The organism is Pistricoccus aurantiacus (assembly GCF_007954585.1).
Taxonomy (GTDB): domain Bacteria; phylum Pseudomonadota; class Gammaproteobacteria; order Pseudomonadales; family Halomonadaceae; genus Pistricoccus; species Pistricoccus aurantiacus.
Genome location: NZ_CP042382.1, coordinates 3,517,034 through 3,542,439, shown reverse-complemented (window position 1 = coordinate 3,542,439; position 25,406 = coordinate 3,517,034). Strand labels below are relative to the sequence as shown.

At 61.3% G+C, this 25,406-nt stretch carries 26 protein-coding genes; 22 read left to right on the top strand and 4 right to left on the bottom strand.

From position 1 onward, the window contains the following. Positions 1-96 precede the first annotated feature (96 nt). The 5 genes from FGL86_RS16750 to FGL86_RS16730 all read left to right on the top strand — a co-directional run bounded on the left by FGL86_RS16750 (position 97) and on the right by FGL86_RS16730 (position 4,656). Positions 97-939, top strand: a complete 843-nt coding sequence (locus FGL86_RS16750) for an ABC transporter ATP-binding protein (protein ID WP_246131676.1) — start codon at positions 97-99, stop codon at positions 937-939. Continuing rightward, positions 932-1,885, top strand: coding sequence for an ABC transporter ATP-binding protein (locus tag FGL86_RS16745; RefSeq protein WP_147185829.1), 954 nt, complete (start codon positions 932-934; stop codon positions 1,883-1,885). Before FGL86_RS16750 ends, FGL86_RS16745 begins: the two co-directional genes overlap by 8 nt. Then, entirely contained in the window at positions 1,882-3,015 is a 1,134-nt protein-coding gene (locus FGL86_RS16740) for an ABC transporter permease (RefSeq protein WP_222433765.1), read from the top strand. Before FGL86_RS16745 ends, FGL86_RS16740 begins: the two co-directional genes overlap by 4 nt. 23 nt (positions 3,016-3,038) lie before the next feature. Beyond that, entirely contained in the window at positions 3,039-4,148 is a 1,110-nt protein-coding gene (locus tag FGL86_RS16735) for an ABC transporter permease (protein ID WP_222433764.1), read from the top strand. Positions 4,149-4,326: 178 nt separating this feature from the next. Then, complete coding sequence (locus tag FGL86_RS16730) at positions 4,327-4,656, top strand: hypothetical protein (RefSeq protein WP_147185827.1); 330 nt, start codon at positions 4,327-4,329, stop codon at positions 4,654-4,656. 108 nt (positions 4,657-4,764) lie between these two features. Here the strand turns inward: FGL86_RS16730 and FGL86_RS16725 are convergent, their stop codons facing one another. Further along, a complete protein-coding gene (locus FGL86_RS16725; RefSeq protein WP_147185826.1) occupies positions 4,765-5,796 on the bottom strand; it encodes a zinc-dependent alcohol dehydrogenase family protein in 1,032 nt (343 codons plus the stop codon). A 272-nt stretch (positions 5,797-6,068) separates the two neighbouring features. Between FGL86_RS16725 and FGL86_RS16720 the strand changes: the two genes are divergently transcribed. The 5 genes from FGL86_RS16720 (at position 6,069) to FGL86_RS16700 (ending at position 9,212) form a co-directional block, all read left to right on the top strand. Then, positions 6,069-7,121 (top strand): cytochrome-c peroxidase, encoded by a 1,053-nt coding sequence (locus FGL86_RS16720; RefSeq protein WP_147185825.1) that lies wholly within the window; start codon positions 6,069-6,071, stop codon positions 7,119-7,121. Between the two features lie 63 nt (positions 7,122-7,184). Continuing rightward, positions 7,185-7,622, top strand: coding sequence for an OsmC family protein (locus FGL86_RS16715; RefSeq protein WP_147185824.1), 438 nt, complete (start codon positions 7,185-7,187; stop codon positions 7,620-7,622). A gap of 187 nt (positions 7,623-7,809) precedes the next feature. Beyond that, positions 7,810-8,085, top strand: coding sequence for a PepSY domain-containing protein (locus tag FGL86_RS16710; protein ID WP_147185823.1), 276 nt, complete (start codon positions 7,810-7,812; stop codon positions 8,083-8,085). Further along, positions 8,078-8,629, top strand: coding sequence for a cytochrome b/b6 domain-containing protein (locus tag FGL86_RS16705; protein WP_147185822.1), 552 nt, complete (start codon positions 8,078-8,080; stop codon positions 8,627-8,629). Before FGL86_RS16710 ends, FGL86_RS16705 begins: the two co-directional genes overlap by 8 nt. Before the next feature lie 28 nt (positions 8,630-8,657). Continuing rightward, positions 8,658-9,212: a cytochrome b gene (locus FGL86_RS16700; RefSeq protein WP_147185821.1), complete on the top strand. Its 555-nt coding sequence runs from the start codon at positions 8,658-8,660 to the stop codon at positions 9,210-9,212. A 162-nt stretch (positions 9,213-9,374) separates the two neighbouring features. Here FGL86_RS16700 and FGL86_RS16695 read toward each other — a convergent pair whose 3' ends face one another. After that, the gene (locus FGL86_RS16695; protein ID WP_281288525.1) at positions 9,375-10,604 is read right to left on the bottom strand and encodes a cytochrome D1 domain-containing protein; all 1,230 of its coding nucleotides are present in this window, start codon (positions 10,602-10,604) and stop codon (positions 9,375-9,377) included. 16 nt (positions 10,605-10,620) lie between these two features. Then, positions 10,621-10,848, bottom strand: a complete 228-nt coding sequence (locus FGL86_RS18225) for a c-type cytochrome (RefSeq protein ID WP_246131675.1) — start codon at positions 10,846-10,848, stop codon at positions 10,621-10,623. Between the two features lie 597 nt (positions 10,849-11,445). Here FGL86_RS18225 and FGL86_RS16685 point away from each other — a divergent pair. The 11 genes from FGL86_RS16685 (at position 11,446) to FGL86_RS16635 (ending at position 22,912) form a co-directional block, all read left to right on the top strand. After that, on the top strand, positions 11,446-13,161 hold the full coding sequence (locus tag FGL86_RS16685) for a nitrite reductase (RefSeq protein WP_147186261.1): 1,716 nt from the start codon (positions 11,446-11,448) through the stop codon (positions 13,159-13,161). A 62-nt stretch (positions 13,162-13,223) separates the two neighbouring features. Continuing rightward, positions 13,224-13,712, top strand: a complete 489-nt coding sequence (locus tag FGL86_RS16680; RefSeq protein WP_147185819.1) for an Lrp/AsnC family transcriptional regulator — start codon at positions 13,224-13,226, stop codon at positions 13,710-13,712. Further along, entirely contained in the window at positions 13,709-14,281 is a 573-nt protein-coding gene (gene ahbB, locus FGL86_RS16675) for a siroheme decarboxylase subunit beta (RefSeq protein WP_222433763.1), read from the top strand. Before FGL86_RS16680 ends, ahbB (FGL86_RS16675) begins: the two co-directional genes overlap by 4 nt. Next, complete coding sequence (locus FGL86_RS16670) at positions 14,282-14,758, top strand: Lrp/AsnC family transcriptional regulator (protein WP_222433762.1); 477 nt, start codon at positions 14,282-14,284, stop codon at positions 14,756-14,758. Continuing rightward, positions 14,733-15,269 carry a siroheme decarboxylase subunit beta gene (ahbB, locus tag FGL86_RS16665; protein WP_147185818.1) on the top strand — a complete coding sequence of 179 codons (537 nt, stop codon included), beginning with the start codon at positions 14,733-14,735 and terminating at the stop codon, positions 15,267-15,269. Before FGL86_RS16670 ends, ahbB (FGL86_RS16665) begins: the two co-directional genes overlap by 26 nt. A gap of 39 nt (positions 15,270-15,308) precedes the next feature. Beyond that, entirely contained in the window at positions 15,309-16,517 is a 1,209-nt protein-coding gene (gene nirJ, locus FGL86_RS16660; protein WP_147185817.1) for a heme d1 biosynthesis radical SAM protein NirJ, read from the top strand. 56 nt (positions 16,518-16,573) lie between these two features. Beyond that, positions 16,574-17,416, top strand: coding sequence for a uroporphyrinogen-III C-methyltransferase (cobA, locus tag FGL86_RS16655; RefSeq protein ID WP_147185816.1), 843 nt, complete (start codon positions 16,574-16,576; stop codon positions 17,414-17,416). A 35-nt stretch (positions 17,417-17,451) separates the two neighbouring features. Then, a complete protein-coding gene (locus FGL86_RS16650; protein ID WP_246131674.1) occupies positions 17,452-18,990 on the top strand; it encodes a nitrite reductase in 1,539 nt (512 codons plus the stop codon). A gap of 194 nt (positions 18,991-19,184) precedes the next feature. Next, positions 19,185-19,709, top strand: coding sequence for a (2Fe-2S)-binding protein (locus FGL86_RS16645; protein WP_147185814.1), 525 nt, complete (start codon positions 19,185-19,187; stop codon positions 19,707-19,709). After that, positions 19,706-20,704, top strand: a complete 999-nt coding sequence (locus tag FGL86_RS16640) for an FAD binding domain-containing protein (protein WP_147185813.1) — start codon at positions 19,706-19,708, stop codon at positions 20,702-20,704. Before FGL86_RS16645 ends, FGL86_RS16640 begins: the two co-directional genes overlap by 4 nt. Before the next feature lie 12 nt (positions 20,705-20,716). Then, positions 20,717-22,912, top strand: coding sequence for a xanthine dehydrogenase family protein molybdopterin-binding subunit (locus FGL86_RS16635; protein WP_147185812.1), 2,196 nt, complete (start codon positions 20,717-20,719; stop codon positions 22,910-22,912). A 35-nt stretch (positions 22,913-22,947) separates the two neighbouring features. On the opposite strand, the gene FGL86_RS16630 is transcribed toward FGL86_RS16635, so the two are convergent. After that, entirely contained in the window at positions 22,948-24,087 is a 1,140-nt protein-coding gene (locus tag FGL86_RS16630) for a Fic family protein (protein WP_147185811.1), read from the bottom strand. A 201-nt stretch (positions 24,088-24,288) separates the two neighbouring features. On the opposite strand from FGL86_RS16630, the gene FGL86_RS16625 reads away from it, so the two are divergent. Beyond that, entirely contained in the window at positions 24,289-25,356 is a 1,068-nt protein-coding gene (locus FGL86_RS16625) for a metal-dependent hydrolase (RefSeq protein WP_186764431.1), read from the top strand. The last annotated feature ends 50 nt before the right edge of the window (positions 25,357-25,406 follow it).

Genomic DNA, 25,406 nt, shown 5'->3' with positions numbered 1-25,406 from the left:
GCGATCCGCGTCGAGGGCCTGGTCAGGAACTTCGGCGCCCTGGCGGCGGTACGCGGGCTCGACTTCACGGTGCAGCCCGGCGAGATCTTCGGCATCGTGGGGCCCGATGGCGCCGGCAAGACCACGACCCTGCGCATGCTCGCCGGGATCCTCGCCCCAACCGAGGGCGAGGCCTGGGTGGCGGGGCACTCGGTGGTCCAGGCGCCCGAGGCGGTCAAGCGTCGCATCGCCTACATGTCCCAGCGCTTCGGTCTCTATGGCGACCTGACGGTGGCGGAAAACCTGCGCTTCTACGCCGATCTCTACGAGGTGCCGCGGGATCACCTGGAGGAGTCCGAGGCGCGCCTGCTGGGCTTCAGCAACCTGACGCCGTTTCGCGATCGCCTGGCCGACAACCTCTCCGGCGGCATGAAGCAGAAGCTGGGGCTGGCCTGCGCCCTTATCCATCGGCCCGAAGTGCTGCTGCTGGACGAGCCGACCAACGGCGTCGATCCAGTCTCGCGGCGCGATTTCTGGCGCATCCTCTACAGCATGCTCAAGGAGGGCGTCACCATCTTCGTCTCCACCGCCTATCTCGACGAGGCGGAGCGCTGCAGCCGCGTGGGGCTGATGCACCAGGGCAGGCTGATCCGCTGCGACAGTCCCCAGCGCCTCAAGGGCGACCTGCCCGGGGTGCTGGCGGAGTTCGAGGTGAGCGATGCGCGTCGCGCCCACGAGCTGCTCTCCAGCACCCGAGAGGCGGGGCGGGTCAGCCTCTACGGTGGACGCCTGCACCTGTATGCCGACACCCGTGAGGAGGTGGACGCGGCGCTGGCTTCACTCGGCGAGGCGGGCCTGGAAGGGGCCAGCTGGCGCGAGATCGCGCCGAGTCTCGAGGACGTGTTCATCCACACCGTTCGCCAGGCGTCGCATGACGGCGAGGCGGCGGCCCATGGCTGAACAGCGCGAGATCGCCGTCTCGGTCAAGGACCTCACGCGCGTCTTCGGCGACTTCGTGGCGGTGGACCACGTCACCCTCGAGGTCGAGCACGGCCATATCTTCGGCTTCCTGGGACCGAACGGCTCCGGCAAGTCGACCACCATCCGCATGCTGACCGGCCTGCTGCTGCCGAGCTCGGGCAGCGGCCAGGTGCTGGGCCTGGACATCATGACCGAGACCGAGCGCATCAAGCGCAGCATCGGCTACATGTCGCAGAAGTTCTCGCTGTACGCCGATCTCACCGTCGAGGAGAACATCGACTTCTTCGCCGGCCTGTACGGGGTCGACCGCAAGCGGCGCGCCGAGCGCAAGGCCTGGGTGCTCGAGATGGCCGGGCTCGCCGACAAGCGCGACGCCCTGACCGCGACGCTGGCCGCCGGCTGGAAGCAGCGCCTGGCGCTCGGCTGCGCCGTGCTCCACGAGCCGCCGATCCTGTTTCTCGACGAGCCCACCTCCGGCGTCGATCCGCTGTCGCGGCGCATGTTCTGGGATCTTATCGCCGAGCTCGCCGCCGGGGGCACCACGGTCTTCGTGACCACCCACTACATGGACGAGGCGGAATACTGCGACCAGCTGGCGCTGATCCACAAGGGGCGGCTGATCGCCCGGGGCGAGCCGGCGCGGCTGAAGCATGAGGCCATGCCCGAGGACATCCTGGAGATTCAGGTGGCGCGCCCGTTTGCGGCGCTGGAATCGCTCGAAGAGACGACGCTGGCACAAGAAGTCGCGCTGTTCGGCGATACCCTGCACGCCGTGGTGGCCGATGCCGAACAGGCGGTGGGGCCGATCCGCGCCCATCTGGAGCAGGCCGGGTTCGATAAGGTGGGTATCGCGGTCATCGCGCCGTCGCTGGAGGATGCCTTCGTCAGCCTCATCGAGGCCGAAGAGCGGGAGGCCGCCCAGTGAGCGCGCGTATCGCCGGTCGGTTTTCCTGGCGGCGCCTGGGGGCGCTGATCGCCAAGGAGTCCCTGCATATCCGCCGCGATCCGCGCAGCCTGGCGATGGCCTTCGTCATGCCGCTGGTGCTGCTGGTGCTGTTCGGCTGGGCCATCACCCTGGATATTCAGAACCTCAACGTGGCGGTCTACGACCGCGACCAGACCCAGCCGAGCCGTTCCTACCTGCGCGCCTTCGAGGGCTCGAGCTATTTCACGCTGATCGCCCACGTCGAGGACTACCCCAGCCTCACCCGGCTGCTCGACAGCGGCGAGGCGGATCTCGCCGTGGTGCTCTACCCCGGCTTCGCCGAGGCGCTGGAGGCGGGGCGCAGCGCGCCGGCCCAGGTGATCGCCGACGGCGCGGATGCCAACACCGGGACCATCGCCCTGGGCTACGCCGAGGCGGTGACCAATCGTTTCAACGCCGAACTCGTCGGCGGGCTGGCCGAGCCGGCGATCGATAACCGCCTGCGAGTCTGGTACAACCCCGAGCTCAAGAGCCGCTGGTTCATCGTGCCGGGCCTCATCGCCGTGATCATGACCGTGATCACCGCCCTGCTGACGTCGCTGACCGTGTCCCGGGAGTGGGAGCAGGGCACCATGGAGCAGCTCATCGCCACCCCGGTGCAGGGCGTGGAGCTGCTGGTGGGCAAGATGACGCCCTATCTGATCATCGGGCTGGTGGACGTGCTGGTATCCGTGGCCATGGCGATCTGGGTGTTCGGCGTGCCGCTGCGCGGCAGCTTCTGGTTCCTCATGGCCTCGGGCACTCTGTTCATGCTCGGCGGGCTCGGGCTGGGCATCCTGATCTCGACGGTGGCGCGCTCCCAGCTGGTCGCCAGCCAGGTGGCCATGGTTGCCACCTTCATTCCCGCCTTCCTGCTCTCCGGCTTCCTCTATTCCATCGACAACATGCCGCCGGCCCTGCAGTGGGTGACCCATGCGGTCCAGGCGCGCTACTACGTTGCCATTCTCAAGGATGTCTTCCTCAAGGCGAGCCCACCGATTTACCTGGTCAACGAGGTGCTGTTCCTGACGGTCTTCGCGATCGTGGTGCTGGGGCTGGCGCTGTTCAAATTCAAGAAGCGGATCGACTGACGATGTGGGAACGAATCTACCGCATGATGATCAAGGAGTTCATCCAGGTGCTGCGCGACCCGCGGATGCGCTTTTTGATCTTCGTGACGCCGGTGGTGCAGCTGATCGTCTTCGGCTTTGCCGTGACCACCGACGTCGAGCATATCAAGACGGCCGTCCTGGACATGGATCGCAGCGCCGAGAGCCGCGCCCTGGCCGATCAGTTCACCAGCTCCGGTTACTTCGATATCATCGCGCGTCCCGAGTCGCCGGACGCCCTGGGTGAGCTGCTCGATCGCACGGTGGTGGTCGCGGCGATCCAGATCGATCGCGGCTTCGCGGACGATCTCGCGGCGGGTCGGCAGACCGAGATACAGGTGCTGATCGACGGCACCGACTCCAATACCGGTACCGTGGCCATGGACTACGCCCAACGTATCACCGGCGCCTTCTCCCGCAAGCGGCTCGATGCCTCCATGACCCAGCAGGAGCAGGCAGCGGCGCCCTCGGGCCTGGTGGAGCTGCGCTCTCGGGCCTGGTACAACCCCGACCTCAAGAGCCGCTACTACAACGTTCCCGGGGTGGTCGCCGTCATCCTGCTGATGACCTCGCTGCTGCTCACCTCCATGGCTATCGTGCGCGAACGCGAGATCGGCACCATGGAGCAGCTGATGGTGACGCCGATCCGGCCCATGGAGCTGATCCTCGGCAAGACGCTGCCCTTCGTGATGATCTCCTACCTGGACCTGGTGGTGGTGATGCTGGTGGCCGTCTACGGTTTCGGCATCCCCATCCGCGGCAGCGGCCTGCTGTTGCTCTTCGGCGCCGGACTGTACCTCATGTCGACCATCGGGGTGGGGCTATTCATCTCCACGGTGTCGAAGACCCAGCAGCAGGCGCTGATGGCTTCCTTCTTCTTCTTCCTGCCGGCCACGCTGCTCTCGGGGTTCATGTTCCCCATCGAGAATATGCCGACGCTCGCCCAGTGGATCACCTATATCAATCCCTTGCGCTATTTCCTGGTCATCATCCGCGACGTCTTCCTCAAGGGCAGCGGCATGGACCTGCTGTGGCCGCAGTTCCTGGCTCAGGGCGCACTCGGTCTGATCCTGCTGACCGGCAGCGCCCTGCGTTTTCGAAAGCGCATCGACTGATAGGGGGGCGCGATTCCATGCAGTAAACATCGCACACGGCGCATGTCGAAAAAATGCCTCGATTTTTGGGTTCGTTCAGCGCCATGTAAGCCTGCCTTGACAAACTGTTCATGAGCCGGGTGGAACCCTCCGCTCGGCAGTCGAACTTCCTCGATCGATGAGGAAGGAGGATAACGTCATGAACCGTCGACATATCGTTGGTTTCGTTAGCGGTGCGATGCTCTTGGCTGGCGTTGCCGTTCCCGCGATAGCGGCAGAACCGGCTTCCGGGAAGACCACGCCCCGGATACCGCAGGTTGCCTTCATGGAACATCACGACAAGCTGCAGGAGTGGTCCAGAGGATTAGGCATGACGCTGCCCCTGGCCGAGGCTCCAATGCCTGTCGTGGAGGTCACGCCGTCTTCCCCGGAGCCCATGCCCCGCATACCTCAGGCCGCCGTTACGGAGCGCAGAGACAAGCTGCAGGAGTGGTCGCGAGGGCTCGGCGTCACGCTGCATGATCTCTGATCGTCCATGATGGAACATAGAGAACGGTTGAAAAGGAATAGGTGCCAGGTGCAAGGATGACTCTCATTCTGATTGCGCTTGGCACCTTCTTTCGTTGGCTTTCAATTCTTACTCGGCGGTCAAGATCATCTTGATGGCTTTCTCCTTTGCCGCCTCGCTGAAGATATCATAGGCCTTTTCGATTTCATCAAGCTTGAAGCGATGGGTCACCAGTTCTACCGGCTCTACGTCGCCGCTTTTTACGGCACGCATCAGTACGGGAATGGTGTTGGTGCTGACCAGGCCGGTACGCAGAGTAATGTTCTTGATCCACAGATCCTGCAATTGGAGATCGACGCTCTTTCCGTGCACGCCCATATTGGCGATGTGCCCGCCGGCCCGAACGATCTGTTGACAGATATCGAAGGTTTCAGGAATGCCCACTGCTTCCATGGCCACGTCGACACCTTCGCCATCGGTCAGCGCAAGAATAGCCTCGACGGGATTACTGGAAATGACATCGGTGGCGCCGAGCTGTTTGGCCATGGCCAAACGATTCTCGTCGGGATCGACCATGATGATGCGCGCCGGAGAATAGAAACGCGAGGTCATCAGCGCCGCCAGGCCGATGGGGCCGGCGCCTACGATGACCACCGTGTCGCCGAGCGTGACCTCGCCGTTGAGGGCGCCAATCTCGTGACCGGTGGGCAGTATGTCGCTGAGCATCACCGCCGCCTCCCGGTTCATGTCATCGGGTAGTGGAAACAGACTGTTGTCCGCATGAGGGGTGCGTACATATTCGGCCTGGGTGCCGTCGATCAGATGGCCGAGAATCCAGCCGCCGTCGCGGCAGTGGGCATAGATGCCGCGTTTGCAGTAGTCGCAGCGGCCGCAGGAAGTAACGCAGGAGATCAGCACCTCGTCGCCGACCTGGATATTGCTCACGCCGTCACCGACTTCTTCCACCACTCCCACGCCTTCATGGCCCAAAGTACGACCATCCTCCACGGCGGGTACGTCGCCTTTCAGAATGTGCAGGTCGGTGCCGCAGATGGTGGTGTGGGTGATGCGCACCACCGCGTCCGTGGGCTTGTCGATGCTTGGACGGGGCTTGTCTTCCCAACTGCGCTTGCCGGGGCCATGAAATACCAATGCTTTCATGATAGTTCCTCCTTGAAGGTGAAAGGCCGCCGATGGCAGCCGACATTCAGGTATCACCAGATCAAGATGGCAGAAGGTACCCATGCATTCCTTGACCGGCGTCAAGGTAAACGCCGATCAGTTAGCTAAGTTATAAAATGAGTGCGAAATATTGAGCATCGTCTCGACATCTCGGCGTATTGACTTGTCGTCATGACGTTCAGCTTCCTGTAAGGCGGCTATGCGTCAATGAGGGCGCAAGGTCGTTCATCGCGTGAACAAGGGAGATCATCATGCAAAAGCGAAGCCTGTTACTAATGATGGCTGGAGTGGTAGCGGCGGGGGCGGCCGTGGCCGCCGAGGATGAATTGATGAGCCGTGCTCAGGCGCTGTTCAAGCCGATTCCCGAACAGCCACCGGAGATGGAAGGCAATCCCAGTTCACCGGCCAAGGTGGAGCTCGGCAAGATGCTCTACTTCGAGCCTCGGCTATCGAAAAGCCATGCCATCAGCTGCAACACCTGTCATCTGGTGGGGCTCGGCGGCACCGATATGCTGGAAACCTCGATAGGGCACCGCTGGCAGCTGGGCGGACGCAACTCGCCCACGGTACTCAACGCGGTCTTCAATACCGCCCAGTTCTGGGACGGGCGTGCCAAGGATCTTGCGGAGCAGGCCGGTGGTCCCCTGATCAACCCGGTGGAGATGGCTACCACCCACGAGCATGCGGTGGAAATGCTTGAGGGTATTCCCGGTTATCAGCCGGTTTTCGAGGAGGCTTTCCCGGATGCGGAAGATCCTATCAATATCGATAATGTGCAGGACGCCATCGCCCTGTTCGAGGCGACGCTGATCACCCCCAACGCGCCTTTCGATCAATATTTGAAAGGGGACGCCGATGCCTTGAGCGATCAGCAGAAGACCGGACTCGAGCTGTTCGTCGACAAGGGCTGCGCCGCCTGCCATAACGGTGTCAACCTTGGAGGCAATCAGTACCAGCCCTTCGGCGTGGTGGAACAGCCCGGCGCCGACTTCTTGCCCGAGGAAGACAAGGGGCGTTTCGAAGTGACGCAAACTGCCTCGGATGAATACGTCTTCAAGGTGCCGAGTCTACGCAACATCGCACTGACGCCGCCGTACTTTCATAGCGGCAAGGCCTGGGATTTGAAACAGGCCGTAGCGGTAATGGGGGTGGCGCAACTCGGGGCCGAATTGAACGAGGAAGAGGTGGAGTCGATCACCACGTTCCTGCATAGCCTGACCGGCGAGCAACCTCGGGTGGAATACCCCATTCTGCCGCCGAGCACGGCGGATACGCCGCGGCCGGAGCTGGGTATCGATCAGTAACCAAACCACGGCGTGGCGCAATATTCTGGCCACGCCGTATTTTATGGGAAAAGGAGTTTACCAATGCAGGATTACCCCCATCGTTATCAAGTATCGGCTGCCGGAAGACCGGAAGGAAGCGTTTCGGTCAGCGGAGCCGAATTGCCGATGCTGGAGACAAATCCGCCGCCAGAATTCAATGGTCCTCCAGGATATTGGTCGCCGGAAACCCTGCTGGTGGCTTCTGTCGCCAACTGCTTCATTCTCACGTTTCGTGCCGTGGCGCGAGCTTCGAAGCTCGAATGGAAAAGCCTGAGCTGCGATGTTGAAGGAATTCTGGACAAGGACGGCAAGGTCACGCGCTTCACACGTTTTATCATCAAGCCAGGTTTGACCCTCACAAGCGATGATGATCGCGACAAGGCGGAGCGCTGCCTCGAAAAGGCGGAACGGAATTGTCTGATCACCAGCTCCTTGATCAGCGAGAAGGAGTTGATAACCAATATCGAGATCGTTCAATAATTCCTTAGGTTCTTGTATCCCCGCGGACTTCGTGGGGATATTTCCTGCTGCGTCTTTTTCCTTGAAGCTCTTCGCTAAAAAACCTTTCTTTTTAAGCCCGCTGTCAGGTTGACTTGCCATCATGACGACATGCCGATTCGGCATGTACTCGCCACACGCGATAAAGATCATGAAAAGGAGAGTTACCATGAAAGTTCGTCATGCACTGATTGCCGCTGCCGCCCTGGCGTTTGCCGGTGTTGCCGTTGCCGCCCCTCAATGCACCGATGCGCCGGAATCCGAATGGATGGGCGAGGACGCCATGCAACAGCAGCTTAAAGACCAGGGTTACCAGATCGATCGATTCGTCGTCACTGACACCAACTGCTACGAAATCTATGGAGAGGACAAGGACGGCGTGAAGGTCGAGATCTACTTCAATCCGGTCAACGGCGAGGTCGTGGAGGAGCATCGCAATGACTGATACCGGGGAAGCTAGCACTGTGGCCCGGGTTGATCGGGTCAAGGTCTGGGACCCGGCGGTGCGCCTCTTCCATTGGAGTCTGGTGACGGCATTCGCCGTCGCCTACTTCACCCCGGACAGCAGTCGCGATATCCACGAGTGGGCCGGCTATGTCGCCCTGGGGCTGGTGGTCTTTCGTCTGATCTGGGGCTTCGTCGGCAGTCGTCATGCGCGTTTCAGCGACTTCGTGACGGGCCCCAGGCGGTTTATAGATTATGTGCGTCAGATGATCAGAGGCAAGGAGCCGCGCTATCTCGGCCACAACCCCGCGGCGGCGATCATGATTCTTTTCCTGCTCGTTGCGGTCGGCGTCATCGGCGTCAGCGGCTGGCTGCTGACCACCGACTGGGGTTGGGGCAGCAAGACAATCGAGGAGATACATGAAATATCGGTGGACGTCACCCTCGTGGCGATCGCTCTGCACGTCGGCGCGGCGATCTACGAAAGTATTCATCACCGAGAGAACCTGATCCGCGCCATGTTCACTGGCTACAAGCGGCGTTAGGCAATGCTATTTGGAATAGGAGAAACCAATGGCTTTTCACGATACCCCCAGGCGCTACGGCGCTGTCAGTCTTTTATTTCACTGGACAATGGCGCTTCTCATCATTCTCCAGTTCATGGCACTTGGTGGTTATATCAACGATGGAGAGCACTGGATCGGCAACACTATCGTGCCCTGGCACACCGACATCGGTCTGCTGCTGCTCATCCTGGTATCGCTGCGGATCCTCTGGATGCTAGGACAGCGGGAGCGCCGCCCGGAACTGCACGGTCGCCACGCCATGCAGCTGATGGCGAAAGGCGGGCATTTTCTGCTTTATGTGTGCATGGTACTGATGCCGGTGACGGGCATTCTGCTCATGGTGGGAGGAGGTCACGGCCTTGGATTCTTCGGCATCCAGCTTGTTGCCGAAAGCGAGAGGGAGATTCCCTGGGCCATCGCGCTGGGCGAATGGCACGCCCAGATTTCCTGGTTGTTCGTTGCCCTGGTGCTCGGTCACCTGGGAGCAGCGCTGTATCATCACTTCGTCATGCATGACGACACATTATCGCGCATGACCGCAAGACGATCCGGGCATCTTTAAGGTGCTCGAGCAGGAAAGATAAAAAAGTAGAAGAGTGCTTTTTTACCACTCGCTCATTGAATATCGGGAACCAGTTGTTATCTGAAACCGAAACGGCAGGAGCGAGATGAAGACAACGGCTTGAACCCATCGATAAGCGTCAAGCCGTCGTCGACTGGTATGTTACAACCCGATCTTGTGCGCCCGGTCGGTGAAGAAGATGCCGCTGGGCGACTCCGCCGGCAGGGTGGCCAGTTCCTCGAAGGTTTCGGTGTCGTAGACCTTGATATGGTCGCTGTCCCGGGCGGATATCCATACCTGCTCGCCGCGAGGGGTGAACTCCATGTGCAGCACGGATTTGCCCGGTTCCAGCGTCTTGACGATCTCGCCGCTCCGGGTATCGATCACCTGCACCACGTCGTTATCCGGATGGGCGAAGTTGACCCATATCTGACGCTCGTCCGGTCGACTCATCACGAATACCGGCTGGCCGTGGACGGGAATGCGTTTTTCCAGCGACCAGTCGGCGGTATTCGCCATCAGCACTTCGTGACGGCCCACCGCGGGAAAATAGGCGTGATCGCCGGCAATGGCCCAGCCTTCCAGGTGCGGCATCTTGTACACCGGCAGACGTTTCTCGCCGCGTCCGTAGTCCGGCAGGATGCGTTCGACTCCTTTTTCCGGATGCCATAAATCAAGCTTTGCAAGCCCGTCCTCGCCGAACAGACCGGCGATGTAATAGCGTCCATTGGGGCTGATCAGGGCATCATAGGGTTTCTCGCCGATATCACGATAACGCTCGATTCCCGGCTTCTTCCCGGTCATATCCAGGGTCCATATCTCTCCGGCATCGAATAGACTGACCACGAAATCGTTACCCGGAACGTCTACCAGTCCCACGGTCTTTGAACGCTGCGTTTCGCCATTCTTGTCTTCGTAGGTGGTGGGAATATCCGCGACCAGCGTCAGGTCGTCGCTGGAGAATATCTTGACGCCACCGGGTTCGTAATTGGCCACCGCGATATAGCGGCCATCCTGCGAAATGGCGCCGCCAATACTGTTACCGGACTGAATGATCCGCTGCGTGATGCGACCGGTAAGCAGATCGACTTTGGTCAAGCCGCCGTCGCGGCCGAAGACGAACGCGTAGCGTTCATCCCGGGAAAATTTCACCGAGGCGTGGGAAAGATCTCCAAGCCCTTCGATATGATTGATGATTTCCCGGTCGCTGGTATTGACCAAGGCCAGGCTGCCGGTGGCGCGCTCCACTACCACGCCGAGATCGCCGGTGCCGCGCAGCACATCCGCCGGACCCTTGGTGGCAAGCGTCAATTCGCTGGCGAGCGTCGGCGCTTGAGGGCTCGCGAGTAGCGTCATGGCAACCGCGATCAGTAAGGGTTTGAATTTCCACATGTATAATGTCCTTGCGTCATGGAGAGGCGGGTTTGACCGACAGCAGATGATCCGCCAGCCAGGCGGCGTCGTCTTCGGTGAGCAGGTCGGACCAGGGCGGCATGGCCGTGCCGGGAACGCCGTGCAGGATGATGCCGGTAATGGCGTCGAGGTTGTAACGCGCCAAGGCTTCCGGCAGCAAGGACGGCCCTAGCCCGCCGCGCAGGGTCATGCCATGGCAGGAACCGCAATCCTGATAAAGCAATGTTTCGAGTTCCTTCTGGCGCTCGGATGCAGGTTCCGCCGACGCAAAGGGTGTTGTAAATAGCGTGAAAATAAGTAGCAATATAATTAAATAGCCGTGGCGCTTACCGGGACGAGACCCCATGTTCAGGCTCCGAAAGTCGTAAATTCATCGGCTGGCATTCGCGCGATGTGCTGCTAGTGTTACAGCGGTTAACCCAATAAACCTTGACCCCTGTCAATAACAGAGATTTTGCATGCTGCCATGCTGCAACAAATTGGCAAAGGCGCTAGGCGACCATTTCCAGGCAATCGTTTCATGAATCAGGCTGATGCATGAAACTATAGATGCAGCACGAAGCTAAAGATGCAAATGATATGTGCTTTATTTGGCTCATGCTGCGTACCGTTCGGCAGCTGAATCGATACTTTCGAATTAGTAGCTAGCTTAGAATATTTTGCTACAACTATTAAATAACTAAAAAAGTTATCTTCCGACGACATGCAACGTTTGTAATGGCTAGCTTCGAAGCAGACAGCTTTCGAGGAACCCGAGGAGAGGACGATGAACAAGACAGGTTGGTATCTCAAACCGCTCGGCGTGGCGATCGCCGCCGCCATGCTCGGCGCCGGTGGCTTCGCAATCGCGCAGGACGATGTCGAACAGAAGGCCAAGCAGGACGCGAAGCAGGAACACAAGGGTGACCCGGCGACACAGAAATACAAAGGCGCCGGTGGCTCTCCCATGGCGGCGGAAAAGATGAAGATGGTGACCTCCGCGGGGGCGCCGGACATGAGCCAAGAAGAGTTCGACAAGGCCACGGAAATCTACTTCCAGCGCTGCGCCGGCTGCCACGGCGTGCTGCGCAAGGGGGCCACCGGCAAGCCGCTGACCACCGACATCACTCAGGATCGCGGCATCGAGTACTTGAAGACCTTCATCAATTTCGGCTCACCCGCCGGCATGCCCAACTGGGGTACTTCGGGTGACTTGTCCGAGGAAGAAGTCGAGATGATGGCCAAGTACATCATGCACGAGCCGCCGGTGCCGCCGGAGTTCGGCATGGACAAGATGAAGGAGTCCTGGGAAGTCATGGTGCCGCCGGAAGAGCGGCCCACGGAGCAGATGAACGATCTCGAGCTCGAGAATCTGTTCTCCGTGACCCTGCGCGATGCCGGGCAGATCGCCCTGATCGACGGCGACAGCAAGGAAATCGTCAAGGTGCTGGATACTGGCTACGCGGTGCATATCTCGCGCATGTCCGCTTCCGGGCGCTATCTGTTCGTGATCGGCCGCGACGCGGTCATCGACATGATCGACCTGTGGATGGAAGAGCCCACCACCGTGGCCAAGATCAAGATCGGCCTCGAGGCGCGCTCCGTGGAAACCTCCAAGTACAAGGGGTTTGAAGACAAATACGCCATCGCCGGCGCCTACTGGCCGCCCCAGTACGTGATCATGGACGGCGAGACCCTGGAGCCGCTGAAGATTCGCTCCACCCGCGGCATGACCGTGGACGAGCAGGTCTATCATCCGGAGCCGCGAGTGGCAGCCATCGTCGCCTCTCATGAAAACCCGGAATTCATCGTCAACATCAAGGAAACCGGCAAGATCCAACTGGTCAACTACGAAGACCTGGACGACATGAACATTGTCGAGATCGAGGCGGCGCGCTTCCTGCACGACGGTGGCTGGGACAGCTCCATGCGGTATTTCATGACCGCCGCCAACGAGTCCAACAAGATCGCCGTGGTGGATTCCAAGGATCGTAACCTCGAGGCCATCGTCGACGTCGGCAAGATTCCTCATCCGGGGCGTGGCGCCAACTTCGAGGATCCGGAATTCGGTCCGGTCTGGGCCACCAGTCACCTGGGGGACAATACCATCTCGCTGATCGGCACCGATCCCGAAGGCCATACGGATCAGGCCTGGAAAGTGGTGAGGACGCTGGAAGGTCAGGGCGGCGGTTCGCTGTTCATCAAGACCCATCCGGAATCCACCAACCTCTATGTGGATACTCCGCTGAACCCGGGCGAGGACATCAGCCAGAGCGTGGCGGTCTACGACATCAATGACCTGGACGCTGGTTACGACGTGCTGCCGATCGCCGAATGGGCGGAACTGGGTGAAGGGCCCAAGCGCGTGGTGCAGCCGGAGTACAACAAGGCTGGTGACGAGGTGTGGTTCTCCGTGTGGAACGGCATGGAGCAGCAGTCCGCACTGGTCGTTGTCGACGACAAGACTCGTGAACTCAAGAAAGTGATCAAGGACGAGCGTCTGGTCACCCCGACCGGCAAGTTCAACGTCTACAACACTCAGCACGACGTCTACTAGGACGAACCCAGAGAGGGCGGGTCGCAAGACCCGCCCTGAATATGCCAAGGTGGGATGTGCCTATGACTTCTCTCGCTCAAGGACTCGATACCCAGGATCGGCGTCTGCTGGATCGCTACCAGCGCGGCCTGCCGGTCTGTCCCCGACCTTACGCCGTCATGGCGGAAGAGTTGGGTCTGACGGAAAGCGAACTGCTCGAGCGGCTCGAACGCCTGCAGGAACTGGACGTGCTGAGTCGGGTGGGTCCGGTATTCGATCACGTCCAGGCTGGCGCCAGCCTGCTGGCGGCGGTATCGGTACCTGAAGAGCAGCGCGAGTCATACGCGGATCTCATCAACCAGGCGCCGGGAGTGAACCACAACTACGCCCGAGAGCATCACTACAACTTGTGGTTCGTGATGACCGCTCCGGACGAGGCGGCGCTGGCGCAGCGTCTCGACGTGCTGGAAATCAAGCTGGGACGACCGCTGCTGCGCCTGCCCATGCTGGAAGGCTTTCATATCGACCTGAGCTTTCCGCTTCCCTGGGACGAAATGGAGGTGCCCGCATGAATCAGGCCAACCTACTGGTCGAGGATCAGGTCCAGCCAGCGCCGGCTTGTACCAAGCGTGCACTTTCCATGGCGACTCGCGCCAAGGTGCATCGTCTGCGCCAGCTGCTCGAACAAGGGCTGCCGCTGACGCCGCAACCTTGGCGCACCCTGGGTGAACAGTGTGCCATGAGCGAGCGGGAAGTAATGGCATTGGTCGCAGGCTGGCAGCAAAGCGGCCTGATCAAGCGTCTGGGGCTGGTGGTCAAGCATCGCTCTCTGGGCATTACCGCCAACGCCATGGTGGTCTGGGACGTGCCGGACCCGCAGGTTGCGGCGCTTGGCAGGCGACTGGCGGCGGAGCCGGCGGTGACGCTATGCTACCGTCGCCCGCGACAGCTGCCCGAATGGCCCTACAATCTTTTCTGCATGATTCATGGCACCGCTCGCGAACGGGTACTGGCGGAACTCGAAGCGCTGATCCAGCGCCAGAATCTGAGCGAGATTCCCCATCAGGTGCTGTTCAGCACCCGCGCCTATCGACAGCACGGCGCCCGCTACTTGGCGGATCAGTCGGTGAAGGAGGCCTGAATGCTCGATACCGCCGACAGCCGCGCAGCTGTGCTGACCGACGTGGATCGGCACATTCTCAATCGCTTGCAGGATGGACTGCCCATCGTCGAACGGCCTTTCGCCGTAGCGGCGGAGGAACTCGATATCAGCGAGGCGACGCTGCTGGAACGGCTGGAAGCGCTGAAGGAAAGCGGTGTACTCAGCCGCTTCGGCCCCATGTATCATGCGGAGCGCCTGGGCGGCGGCCTCACCCTTGCCGCCATGGCAATACCCGAGGAGCGCTTCGATGCGATAGTCGAGCAGGTCAACGCCTTTGCGGAAGTCGCCCATAATTATCGCCGCGAGCACCGGCTGAACATGTGGTTCGTGCTGGCCACGGAAACCCCCGAGCGTATCGAGGAGACCATCGCGGCGATCGAAGCCGCCACCGGCTACCCGGTCTACAATATGCCCAAGCAGGAAGAATTCCATGTCCGACTCCATCTGCCGGTCTGAGGCCTCGCTGACAGCGCCGATCGACGACATCGACCGGGCCATCATTCTGGCGACCCAGGCGGGACTGCCGCTGGTCTCCGACCCTTGGGCGGCGGTGGGTGAACAGGTGGATCTGAGCGGCGAGGAAGTTCGCCGGCGCATGGCGCTCATGCAAGAACATGGGGTAATTCGACGGATCGCCGCGGTGCCCAATCACTACCGCCTGGGCTACGTCGCCAACGGCATGACCGTGTGGGACGTAAGCGATGAGGAAATCGATCGGCTGGGCCGCGAAGTGGCTCGCCATCCCGGGGTCAGCCACTGCTATCGACGCCCGCGCCACCTGCCGGACTGGCCCTACAATCTGTTCGCCATGCTGCACGGTCGCTCTCGAGTGGAAGTCGAGCGCCAGGCGGAAGAAATAGCTGAAACGCTGGGAAACGCCTGCCGGGATCATCGAATTCTCTACAGCACGCGCATTCTCAAGAAGACCGGGCTGCGCCTGGCCAAAAAAACGACAAGCCGCACCTGACCGGCCGCACCTGACTAGACACTAGACGAGGAGACCGCCATGTTTCGCGTCACCCGCTATATCAAGACACTGCTGGAGCCGACTCCCCTGGGGCCGGCCCGCAAGCCGCCGGGTCCAGTGGTGATCTGGAACCTGATCCGGCGCTGCAACCTGACCTGCAAGCACTGTTACACCACCTCCGCGGATATCGATTTCAAGGGCGAACTGTCTACCGAGGAAGCCTTGGCGGTGCTCGAGGATCTCAAGGGCTTTCGCGTGCCGGCGCTGATTCTCTCCGGCGGCGAGCCCCTGATGCGCCCGGATATCTTCGAGCTGTCCCGGCGGGCGCGGGAGCTGGGCATCTACGCCGGGCTTTCCACCAACGGCACTCTGATCGATGAAGACAATATCGGCGAGATCGCCGACGTCGGCTACGACTACGTGGGCATCAGCATCGACGGCCTCGAGGCCACCCATGATCTTTTCCGCCAGCGCCAGGGCGCCTTTCGCGAGTCCATGCACGCGGTGGCGCTGTGCAAGGCCCACGGCATCAAGGTCGGACTGCGTACCACCCTGACTCAGCATAACTTTGATGAACTGCCGCAGATCCTCGCCATGCTCGACGAGCACGACGTGGACAAGTTCTACCTCTCTCATCTCAACTACGGTGGACGTGGCCATCGCCATCGCAAGCAGGATGCCTGGTACCGCATGACCCGGGATGCCATGACCTACCTGTTCGATCATTGCCTGAGCGAGCTGGAACGGGGCGTCGAGCGGGAGTACGTCACCGGCAACAACGATGCGGACGGGGCTTTCCTGCTGCAGTGGGCGCGTGAGCGCTTCCCGGATCAGGCGGACACCCTGCGCCAGCGTCTGGGGCAGTGGGGCGGCAACGCCTCCGGGGAGAACATCGCCAACATCGACAATCTGGGCAACGTCCATCCGGATACCTTCTGGTGGGACCATCATCTGGGCAACGTGCGCGAACTGCCGTTCTCGCGGATCTGGCGGGATACCCAGGATCCCTTGATGCTGGGCATGCGGCAGCACCCGCGCCCGGTCAAGGGGCGCTGCGCCGAATGCCGCTATCTGGCGATCTGCAACGGCAATACCCGGGTGCGTGCCTGGAAAGTCAGCGGTGATCCCTGGGAAGAGGATCCGGGCTGCTACCTGACCAACGAGGAAATCGGCGTCGCCGAGGGCGAGCGGCGCATCCATGCGCCGGCGGACGCGCCCTTGAGTACCATCCGGGCCGTCGAACTTTGATGACGAGCCTGGCGCTCATAAAAAAACCTGACCGTGAGCTGCGGGAGATATCTACCATGACCGTTCAAACGCGACGTTTCTGTTATCGGCTCTCCGAGGCTCCTCTGGCAGGGGGCGAGGTTGCCATTGTCGGTGCCGGCCCCGGCGATCCCGGGCTTCTCACCCTGCGCGCCCTGTCGCTTCTGCAGCAGGCGGAATGCCTGGTGTTCGATCGGCTGGTCTCTCAGGACATTCTGGACATGGCACCGGAGAATGCCGATACCTACTACGTGGGCAAGGCATCTCGCTGCCACGCCTTGACCCAGACCCAGACCAATGAGCTGATGGTGGAGCTCTCGCGCCAGGGCAAGCGAGTGGTGCGCCTGAAAGGCGGCGATCCGTTCATCTTCGGTCGTGGCGGCGAAGAGGCGGAATACCTGATCGAGCACGGCGTGACCTTTCGCGTGGTGCCGGGTATTACCTCGGCGTCCGGCTGCTCCACCTACGCGGGCTTTCCGCTGACCCATCGCGATCACGCCCAGAGCGTGACCTTCGTCACCGGCCACTGCAAGAGCGACAACTGCCTGGAACTCAACTGGGAGGCCCTGGCGGCGCCGCATCAGACCATCGTGTTCTACATGGGACTGGCCAATGCCGCGCTGATCAGCCGTGAATTGACTGGGCGCGGTCTCCCCGGGTCGCATCCAGTGGCCCTGGTGGAGCGGGGCACCACCGCGGAGCAGCGTCAGGTGTCGACCACCCTGAGCGACCTGGTAGCCACCATCGAGCGGGAAGAACTCAAGCCACCGACACTTATCGTGGTCGGCGAGGTGGTGAGGCTGGCTGAAACCCTGGCCGTCGCCCGCCCTCGGGATGTCAGCGCGGAAACTCATCAGCTGGTCGAGGCGGTGGCATGGTGAAACCTTGGTTTGCCGGAAGTGCGGCAGTCTTTTTGGTGTCAAGTACGCTGCTGGCGGTATCGCCGCTGCAGGCAGATGAGAAAACGGCGGATGTACAGAAGCTTTATCAGGCCCACTGCGCCAGCTGTCATGGCATTGATCGTCTGGGAGGCATGGGCCCGGCGCTGCTGCCGGGCAACCTGTCGCGACTGAAGCAGGACGAAGCCCTGAAGGTGATTCGCGAAGGCCGCCCGGCGACCCAGATGACGGGTTTCGCGAGCGAGCTGACGGAGGAGGAGAGCCAGGCCCTGGCGGAGTGGATCTATACGCCGCCGGAATCAAAGCCCACCTGGACCCTGGCGGATATCAAGCAAAGCCATGAGGTGATGCATCCCTATGGCAGCCTGCCGGACGAGCCGAATTTCGACGCGGACCCATTGAACCTGTTTCTGGTGGTGGAAACCGGCGATCACCACGTCAGCCTGCTGGACGGCGACAGCTTCGAGCGCATCGATCGCTTCCCGAGCCGTTACGCCCTGCACGGCGGTCCCAAGTACACGCCGGACGGACGCTTCGTGTTCTTCGGCTCCCGGGACGGCTGGATCAGCAAGTACGACATCTACAACCAGGAGATGGTCGCGGAAGTGCGTGCCGGCATCAACATGCGCAATATCGCTGTTTCCGGCGATGGCCGCTACGTGATGGCCGCCAACTATCTGCCCCACAGCCTGGTGCTGTTCGACGCTCACAATCTGGACCCGATGAAAGTCTATCCGGCGGTGGGCGAAAACGGCGAGAGCTCTCGAGTCAGCGCCGTCTACGCCGCACCGCCGCGAGGCAGCTTCATCGCCGCCTTGAAGGACATCAAGGAAGTTTGGGAGATTCCCTGGCCGATGGCTACCTCGCCGGTGGTCTCCACCGGGCACATGAAGGAACCCATCGAGGCGCTGCGCAGCCACGACACCGGCAACTTCGACCTGCGGCGCATTGCCGTGGAGGACTATCTCGACGACTTCTTTTTCGGCCCTGAATATCGCTATCTGGTGGGCGCCGCTCGAGGGGGGCAGGGCGCCCGGGTGATCGATCTCGACAGCGGCGAGAAGATCGCCGATCTCCCCTTGGAAGGCATGCCGCACCTGGGTGCCGGGGTGACCTGGATGCTCGACGGTCGCCGAGTGATGGCGATTCCCCACCTCAACAAGGGCCTGGTGTCCGTGTTCGACATGCAGGACTGGTCCCTGGTCAAGAATATCGAGACTCAAGGCCCGGGCTTCTTCATGCGAAGCCACGAGAATTCTCCCTACGCCTGGGTAGACGTGTTCTTCGGTCCCAACAGCGAAAAGGTGCACGTGATCGACAAGCAGAGTCTCGAGATCGTCAAGACGCTCGCGCCCGCCCCGGGCAAGACCGCTGCTCACGTGGAATTCGACCGGCGCGGCGAGAAGCTGCTGCTGAGCATCTGGGATCGGGACGGCGCGGTGATCGTCTACGACGCCAAGACCCTGGAAGAGCTCGAGCGCATTCCCATGGACAAGCCCTCCGGCAAGTACAACGTCTGGAACAAGACCCGCTATGAGGAAGGTACGAGCCACTGAATGTAAAGCTTGCAGGGATTGTTGATATCGGCGCCGTCTCCGGCGCCGATTTCGTTGCTGTCGTCGCTGGCCAGGTTCGGGTCACCGTAAAAGCGGGTATTGTTTCATTATCGATGTTCTCCTAAGTTTGATGAACGATACGTGGAACGAACCGTGCGTGCCGCGGATCGCCTGGCAATGACGAGGAGAAGACCATGAAGGACCATCATCAACAGAGCGTCGCGTCAGGCGGCGAAACATCGGTGACGCTCACCGTCAACGGCGAGGCGCACCCGCTGACGATTCCCCCCAACGTGGTGCTGCTGGATGCGCTGCGGGACCGGCTCGGCCTGACCGGCACCAAGAAGGGCTGCGATCATGGCCAGTGCGGGGCTTGCACGGTGCGGATGGACGGCCAGGCGATCAATTCCTGCCTGAAGCTGGCGGTGATGTGCGAAGGAAGTGAAATCACCACCATCGAGGGCCTGGCAAGCGAGGCGGGGCTGCATCCGGTGCAGCAGGCCTTTCTCGAACAGGACGCCTACCAGTGCGGTTTCTGCACCCCGGGCCAGATGATGTCCGCCTCGGCGCTGCTCGAAGACGCGCATATCGGCACCAGCGATGCGGCGGTGCGGGAGGCGATGAGCGGCAATATCTGCCGCTGCGGCGCCTACAAGAACATTCTTGCCGCCATTCAGTCGGCGCGAGGGCAGGTGCAGGCAGAGGGCGATTCCTTATGAGAACCTTTGCCTTTTCTTCTGCCGAGAGCATCGATCAAGCGGTCGCCGGATCGCAGGACGATGAGTCGGAATCGTCCTATATCGCCGGCGGTACCACCCTGATCGATCTGGTCAAGCTCGACGTGATGCGACCGAGCCGAATCATCGACGTCAACCGCCTGCCGCTGCGAGAGGTCGAAGAACTCGACGACGGTCGACTGCGCATCGGCGCCCTGGTCAGCAATACCGATCTCGCCCACCACCCGCTGGTGACCGCGCGCTATCCGCTGCTTTCCCAGGCGATTCTGGCCGGCGCCTCGACGCAGCTTCGCAATATGGCCTCCACCGCCGGCAATATCATGCAGCGCACCCGCTGCCCCTATTTTCGCGACGTTGCAGCGGCCTGCAACAAGCGTGAGCCCGGCAGCGGCTGCGACGCCTTCGAAGGGATCAATCGCATGCACGCGCTGCTGGGTACCAGCGAGCACTGCATCGCCACTCATCCCTCGGACATGTGCGTGGCCCTGGCGGCCCTGGGGGCGACTTTGACCCTCGAAGGTCTCGATGACACTCGCGATATTGCGTTCGAGGACTTTCACCGGCTGCCCGGGGATCGGCCGGATCTCGAACACGAGCTCGAGCCTGGTGAGTTGATCACGCATGTCACTCTGGACGCGCCGATCGAAGGCGGCGGTGCTCACTACCTCAAGCTGCGGGATCGGGCTTCCTATGAATTTGCCCTGGCCTCCGCGGCGGCGATGGTGGTTGTCGAGGATGGCGTGATTCGCGATGCGCGGCTCGCCCTGGGCGGCGTCGCCACCAAGCCCTGGCGTGCCATCGAGGCGGAACAGGTGCTCAAGAGCTGGCCCGCCGAAACCGAAAGCTTTGCCAAGGCGGCGGAGATCGCGCTTTCGGATGCGCTTCCTCGTCAACACAACGCCTTCAAGGTGCCGCTTGCGCGCCAGGCCATTGTGCGCGCTTTCGAAAAAGCCACCCAGGCAGCAACGGATAGCTAAAGGATTTCCAGCATGGATACGAAGGTCATCGGTCATCGCACCCCCCGAGTGGACGGCGAGTTCAAGTTGACGGGCCAAGCCGACTACACCGTCGACTGGCGGGCACAGGATATGCTTTATGGCTATCCGGTGCCGGCGAGCATCGCTCATGGCGTGCTGGAAACGCTGCATCTGGACACCGCGCGAGCCATGCCCGGGGTCGTGGATATCTTCCACCACGGGCATTTTCCCGCCCTGTATCGATCCCCCAGCAGTTCGGCGCATCAGGATCAGGTCAGCGAAGTGCGCTTGCCCTTCGAGGACGAACGCATCTACTACGACGGTCAATATATCGCCCTGGTGGTGGCGGAAACCTTCGAGCAGGCTCGGGCCGCGGCTTACGCAGTGCGGGCGGACTATCGACAGGAGGAAGGGGCAAGGGCGAGCCTGCTCGACACGGACCAGGAAGGCGATTTACTCGAATCCCAAGGCGTCTCTCGTGGCGATCCTGACAACGCTTTCGACAAGGCGCCGGTCAGGGTCGATCACACCTACCATATCGCCGCCGAAAGCCATATGCAGATGGAGATGCACGCAACGCTCGCCGAGTGGCGAGACGAGCGGCTGATCGTGCATGAATCGAGCCAGGGGGTCGTCTATCAGCACAAGGCCATGGCGCGCATCTTCGGCCTGCCTGACGAGAGCGTCGAGGTGATCTCCCACTACATCGGCTCGGGCTTTGGCAACAAGCTGTTCATGTGGCCCCACGCGGTGGCCACCGCCGGTGCCGCCCAGATGCTGAAACGGCCGGTCAAGACCATCCTGCCGCGCCAGCAGGACATGGAAAGCGGTGGCAACCGCCCGGCATCCCGTCAGCGGCTGCGCTTGGCTGCGGCGCGTGACGGCAAGCTGCTGTCGATCCGTCACGACAGCACCACGGAAACCTCTTTCGTTCATCGCTATATGGATTCTGTTGGCACGGCGACCCCGAGCCTGTACGCCTGCGACAACGTGGCGATCAGTCAGCGCCTGCTGGAGGTGAATCATGGCACTCCATGCCCCATGCGCGGGCCGGGAGAGACCTCGGGTATTTACGCCCTGGAAACCGCCATGGACGAGCTGGCCATCGCTCTGGACATGGACCCGCTCGAGCTGCGTCGGCGTAACCATGCGGAAAAGGATCCGGCAAGTGGACTGCCCTGGTCCAGCAAGCATCTGGACGACTGCTATGCCAGCGCTGCCAAACGCTTCGGCTGGGAAAAGCGCGACCCCACCCCGGGGGCCATGCGCGATGGGGACGAGATCCTCGGCTGGGGCATGGCGACCAGTTCCTGGCCCGCCATGCGCATGCCCTGTAGCGCCCGGGTCGAACTGCGAGCGGACGGCAGCGTGCTGGCCGCCTGCGGCACCCAGGATATCGGCACCGGCACCTATACCGTCGTGGCGCAGACCGTGGCGGAGCTCTCCGGCGTGCCCCTCAAGGACATCGAGGTACGTCTGGGAGAATCCAGCTTGCCAGCAGGACCGCTCTCCGGTGGTTCCATGGTGACCGCCACTGCCTTGCCCGCGGTAGCCGCGGCGCTGCGCGATGCCTTCGATGCCTTGAAGGAAGTCGCCATCGGCGAAGGGGGCGCGTTTGAAGGCAGCGATCCGGAAAGCCTCGAGGTCGAAGGCGGGGCCCTGATGGACAAGCAAGGCAAGCGGGTCAGCTTTGGCGAGGTTCTAGACGGGCAGAAGCTCGGCAGCGTCAATGGTGAAGGCCAGGCCGCACCGGGAGATGAAAAAGGGCAGTACAGCTTTCGTTCCTTCGGCGCGCATTTCGTCGAAATGCGCTGGGACCCGGGTATCTCGCGTATCCGAGTAGCGCGGGTAGTCAGCAGTATCGATATCGGTCGGGCGATCAACCCCTCCGCGGCGCGCAACCAGGTCGAGGGCAGCATCGTCATGGGCATCGGCATGGCCCTGACCGAAAAGCTCGACTACGATCCGCGAGACGCGCGACTGATCAACAACAACTACGCGGACTACATCGTGCCTTGTCATGCGGACATGCCAGATATTGACGTGGAACTGCTCGACAACCCGGACTACGCCTTCAACGAGTTCGGTGCCCGCGGGATAGGGGAGATCGGCCTGACCGGCATCGCCGCCGCCATCGGCAACGCGATCCATCACGCCACCGGCAAGCGCGCGCGGGATCTGCCGATCACCTTGGATAAGCTGATGTAAAGCTGAAAGCGACTGGCGGTGGGGAGAGATGGTACCTAATCGACCAACGACCGTTTGGCTACCTGATACCGCGTACTTCGACCGCCGCCAGGCAGCTTCACGATGCAGCCTTGCTCCAGCAGATTCGCCAGGTGTCGAGTGGCGGTTGCCTTGCTTACCTTGGCGACCTTCTGGTACTGAGACGCGCTGATACCCTGCTCGAAACCGCGTTCGCCGCCGTCCAGTAAACGATTGAGTACCTTGACCTGTTCCGGTCGTAGATCGGCGTCTCCGAATCGCTGCCAGAAGCGTGCCTTGTTCAACGTGCGCTCGATGTGATCCAAGGCGTTCTTGAGCGTAACATTTAGAGTTTTCAGGAACCACACCAGCCAGTCGGTGACGTCGAGAGTGCCTTTCTGACTGGCCTCGAGACGATGATAGTAGTCCTTTCGCTGCGCGAGAATGGCAGAGGACATGGCATAAAGGCGAATGCTATGTCGATCCGCTTGAGCCAGTGCTCGATCGGCGATAGCTCGTGCAATTCGGCCGTTACCGTCTTCGAAGGGATGAAGCGTGACGAACCAGAAGTGCGCCAGACCGGCGCGCAACAGCGGATCCAATGCTCGATCCTGGCGGCTGGACTCGAACCATTGAAGGAAGGCGTCCATCTCCGCTTCCAGTCGATTACGCGGTGGCGCTTCGAAATGCACGTTCGGACGATCGATCCGCCCAGAAACGACCTGCATTGGCTCTACGCCTCGCCACTCGCCGAGACGCAACGTCACAAGAGAGGCCTCGGTTTCGGGAAACAGCCAGCGATGCCACTGGAAAAGTCGCTCGGGCGTCAGAGGCGTATCCGGTTGCCCCACGGCATCGAACATCAGATCCGCCAGACCTTCCGAGCGGGGTGACGAGGAGGCCTTTTCTTCCTCTATCCCGAGGCGCCGTGCCAGAGATGAGCGAACCGAAGCCACGTTGAGCCGTTCCCCCTCGATAGCGGATGAAGTAAGGATATTCTGCAACAAGGCATCCAAGGCAGCGGCTGTTTCGCTCTCCTCGGTATTGCCGGCAAAGACCCCCGCACGCCCCAACAGAATGCCCAGGTTTCGCCAGCAAGTCTGAAGGTGCGGTTGTACCTCGCTTGATTGCCAGGTGAAGCGCGGCCAGTCCGGTTGTTGCCAGATCCAGGTTGTCATCGCCGTTTATTGATACCTTATGATTTGGGCCGATTAGGCAGTCTATTCGGCTCACTCCATGAGCCGAATAATACCGTTATTTGGCTCACCCGGTAATAACTGAAGCTGAAAAATGCCAAGGTTCGATCATCGACACCGTGATTATTCATGTTGTGCAACCGGTGGTTCGCCAAGCCTTTTATTCCATCTGCAAGGATATCCATGGATCCAGTCGCACATACCCTCGTTGGCGCGGTTCTGGCGGAGACCGGTCTCAAGCGTTTGACTCGCTACGCTACTCCAACCCTGCTGATCGGCGCCAACCTGCCGGATATCGATGTGATCGCGCACCTGTGGGGGGAAGACGCCTCGTTGTATTTTCGCCGCGGCTGGAGCCACGGCATCCTCGCGCTTATCGTATTGCCGCTGCTATTGGCCTGCGCCATCTGGCTCTGGCATCGCTGGCGTCGATCCTCGAATCCCGAAGCGCCGCCGTTTCGCCCGGGCGTGGTGCTTGGGCTCAGTTTTCTGGCGGTATGGACGCATCCGCTGCTGGACTGGCTGAATACCTACGGCGTGCGCCTGCTCATGCCTTTCGAGGGGCGCTGGTTCTATGGCGATACGCTGTTCATCATCGATCCGTGGGTATGGCTGTTGACCGCGGCAGGAGTGTTTCTGGCCCGCTCGAAGCGTCATGGGGCCATGGCCGGCTGGCTGATACTGGCAATGCTTGCCAGCCTGCTCGTGCTGGGCACCGGCCATGTCCCCCTGGAGGGCAAGCTGCTCTGGTGCGCCGCGCTGGCGGCGCTTGCGATACTGCGCTGGCGCAACCATGCCCGAGACTTGGGACGACTGGTGGCGCGCGTCGGTGTGGTAGCGCTGGTCATCTATGCGTGCGCAGCCTATGGCGCGGCGCGGCTGGCGGAAAATCTGGCGGCGGAGCGCTTCGCGACGCCACGGGAGGTTCAGGCCAACCCCTTGGCCGGACAGCCGTTCTCGCATCGTATCGTGCTGGTCCATGACACTTTCTACCGGGTCGTCGAGGCGAATGGAAAAACCCTTGAGCTGCCGCGTGGGGCACCCGATTCTATCGTGCAGGCGGCCCTGGAGTCGGCGACGATCCGCGGTTTCGTCAACTGGATGCGTTATCCCTATTGGGAAGTGGAAGAAAGCGTGGACGGCTGGATCGTGCGCTTTGTGGATCTTCGCTATCAGCTGCCGGGGAAATCTGGACCCGGTATTGGTTCCGCCCAAGTGACGGTACCCAAGGACAGCTTGCCGGATCGATAGGCCCTATACGGTCAGCCCAAGGAAACGTCTTGTAGAGCAGAAAGACGTCA

Bases quoted from the DNA above. Each gene is read 5' to 3' on its own strand.
- FGL86_RS16745 (WP_147185829.1), top strand. From the start codon at position 932: ATGGCTGAACAGCGCGAGATCGCCGTCTCGGTCAAGGACCTCACGCGC.
- FGL86_RS16735 (WP_222433764.1), top strand. From the start codon at position 3,039: ATGATGATCAAGGAGTTCATCCAGGTGCTGCGCGACCCGCGGATGCGC.
- FGL86_RS16730 (WP_147185827.1), top strand. From the start codon at position 4,327: ATGAACCGTCGACATATCGTTGGTTTCGTTAGCGGTGCGATGCTCTTG.
- FGL86_RS16725 (WP_147185826.1), bottom strand. From the start codon at position 5,796: ATGAAAGCATTGGTATTTCATGGCCCCGGCAAGCGCAGTTGGGAAGAC.
- FGL86_RS16720 (WP_147185825.1), top strand. From the start codon at position 6,069: ATGCAAAAGCGAAGCCTGTTACTAATGATGGCTGGAGTGGTAGCGGCG.
- FGL86_RS16715 (WP_147185824.1), top strand. From the start codon at position 7,185: ATGCAGGATTACCCCCATCGTTATCAAGTATCGGCTGCCGGAAGACCG.
- FGL86_RS16710 (WP_147185823.1), top strand. From the start codon at position 7,810: ATGAAAGTTCGTCATGCACTGATTGCCGCTGCCGCCCTGGCGTTTGCC.
- FGL86_RS16705 (WP_147185822.1), top strand. From the start codon at position 8,078: ATGACTGATACCGGGGAAGCTAGCACTGTGGCCCGGGTTGATCGGGTC.
- FGL86_RS16700 (WP_147185821.1), top strand. From the start codon at position 8,658: ATGGCTTTTCACGATACCCCCAGGCGCTACGGCGCTGTCAGTCTTTTA.
- FGL86_RS16695 (WP_281288525.1), bottom strand. From the start codon at position 10,604: ATGTGGAAATTCAAACCCTTACTGATCGCGGTTGCCATGACGCTACTC.
- FGL86_RS16685 (WP_147186261.1), top strand. From the start codon at position 11,446: ATGCTCGGCGCCGGTGGCTTCGCAATCGCGCAGGACGATGTCGAACAG.
- FGL86_RS16680 (WP_147185819.1), top strand. From the start codon at position 13,224: ATGACTTCTCTCGCTCAAGGACTCGATACCCAGGATCGGCGTCTGCTG.
- ahbB (WP_222433763.1), top strand. From the start codon at position 13,709: ATGAATCAGGCCAACCTACTGGTCGAGGATCAGGTCCAGCCAGCGCCG.
- FGL86_RS16670 (WP_222433762.1), top strand. From the start codon at position 14,282: ATGCTCGATACCGCCGACAGCCGCGCAGCTGTGCTGACCGACGTGGAT.
- ahbB (WP_147185818.1), top strand. From the start codon at position 14,733: ATGTCCGACTCCATCTGCCGGTCTGAGGCCTCGCTGACAGCGCCGATC.
- nirJ (WP_147185817.1), top strand. From the start codon at position 15,309: ATGTTTCGCGTCACCCGCTATATCAAGACACTGCTGGAGCCGACTCCC.
- cobA (WP_147185816.1), top strand. From the start codon at position 16,574: ATGACCGTTCAAACGCGACGTTTCTGTTATCGGCTCTCCGAGGCTCCT.
- FGL86_RS16645 (WP_147185814.1), top strand. From the start codon at position 19,185: ATGAAGGACCATCATCAACAGAGCGTCGCGTCAGGCGGCGAAACATCG.
- FGL86_RS16640 (WP_147185813.1), top strand. From the start codon at position 19,706: ATGAGAACCTTTGCCTTTTCTTCTGCCGAGAGCATCGATCAAGCGGTC.
- FGL86_RS16635 (WP_147185812.1), top strand. From the start codon at position 20,717: ATGGATACGAAGGTCATCGGTCATCGCACCCCCCGAGTGGACGGCGAG.
- FGL86_RS16630 (WP_147185811.1), bottom strand. From the start codon at position 24,087: ATGACAACCTGGATCTGGCAACAACCGGACTGGCCGCGCTTCACCTGG.
- FGL86_RS16625 (WP_186764431.1), top strand. From the start codon at position 24,289: ATGGATCCAGTCGCACATACCCTCGTTGGCGCGGTTCTGGCGGAGACC.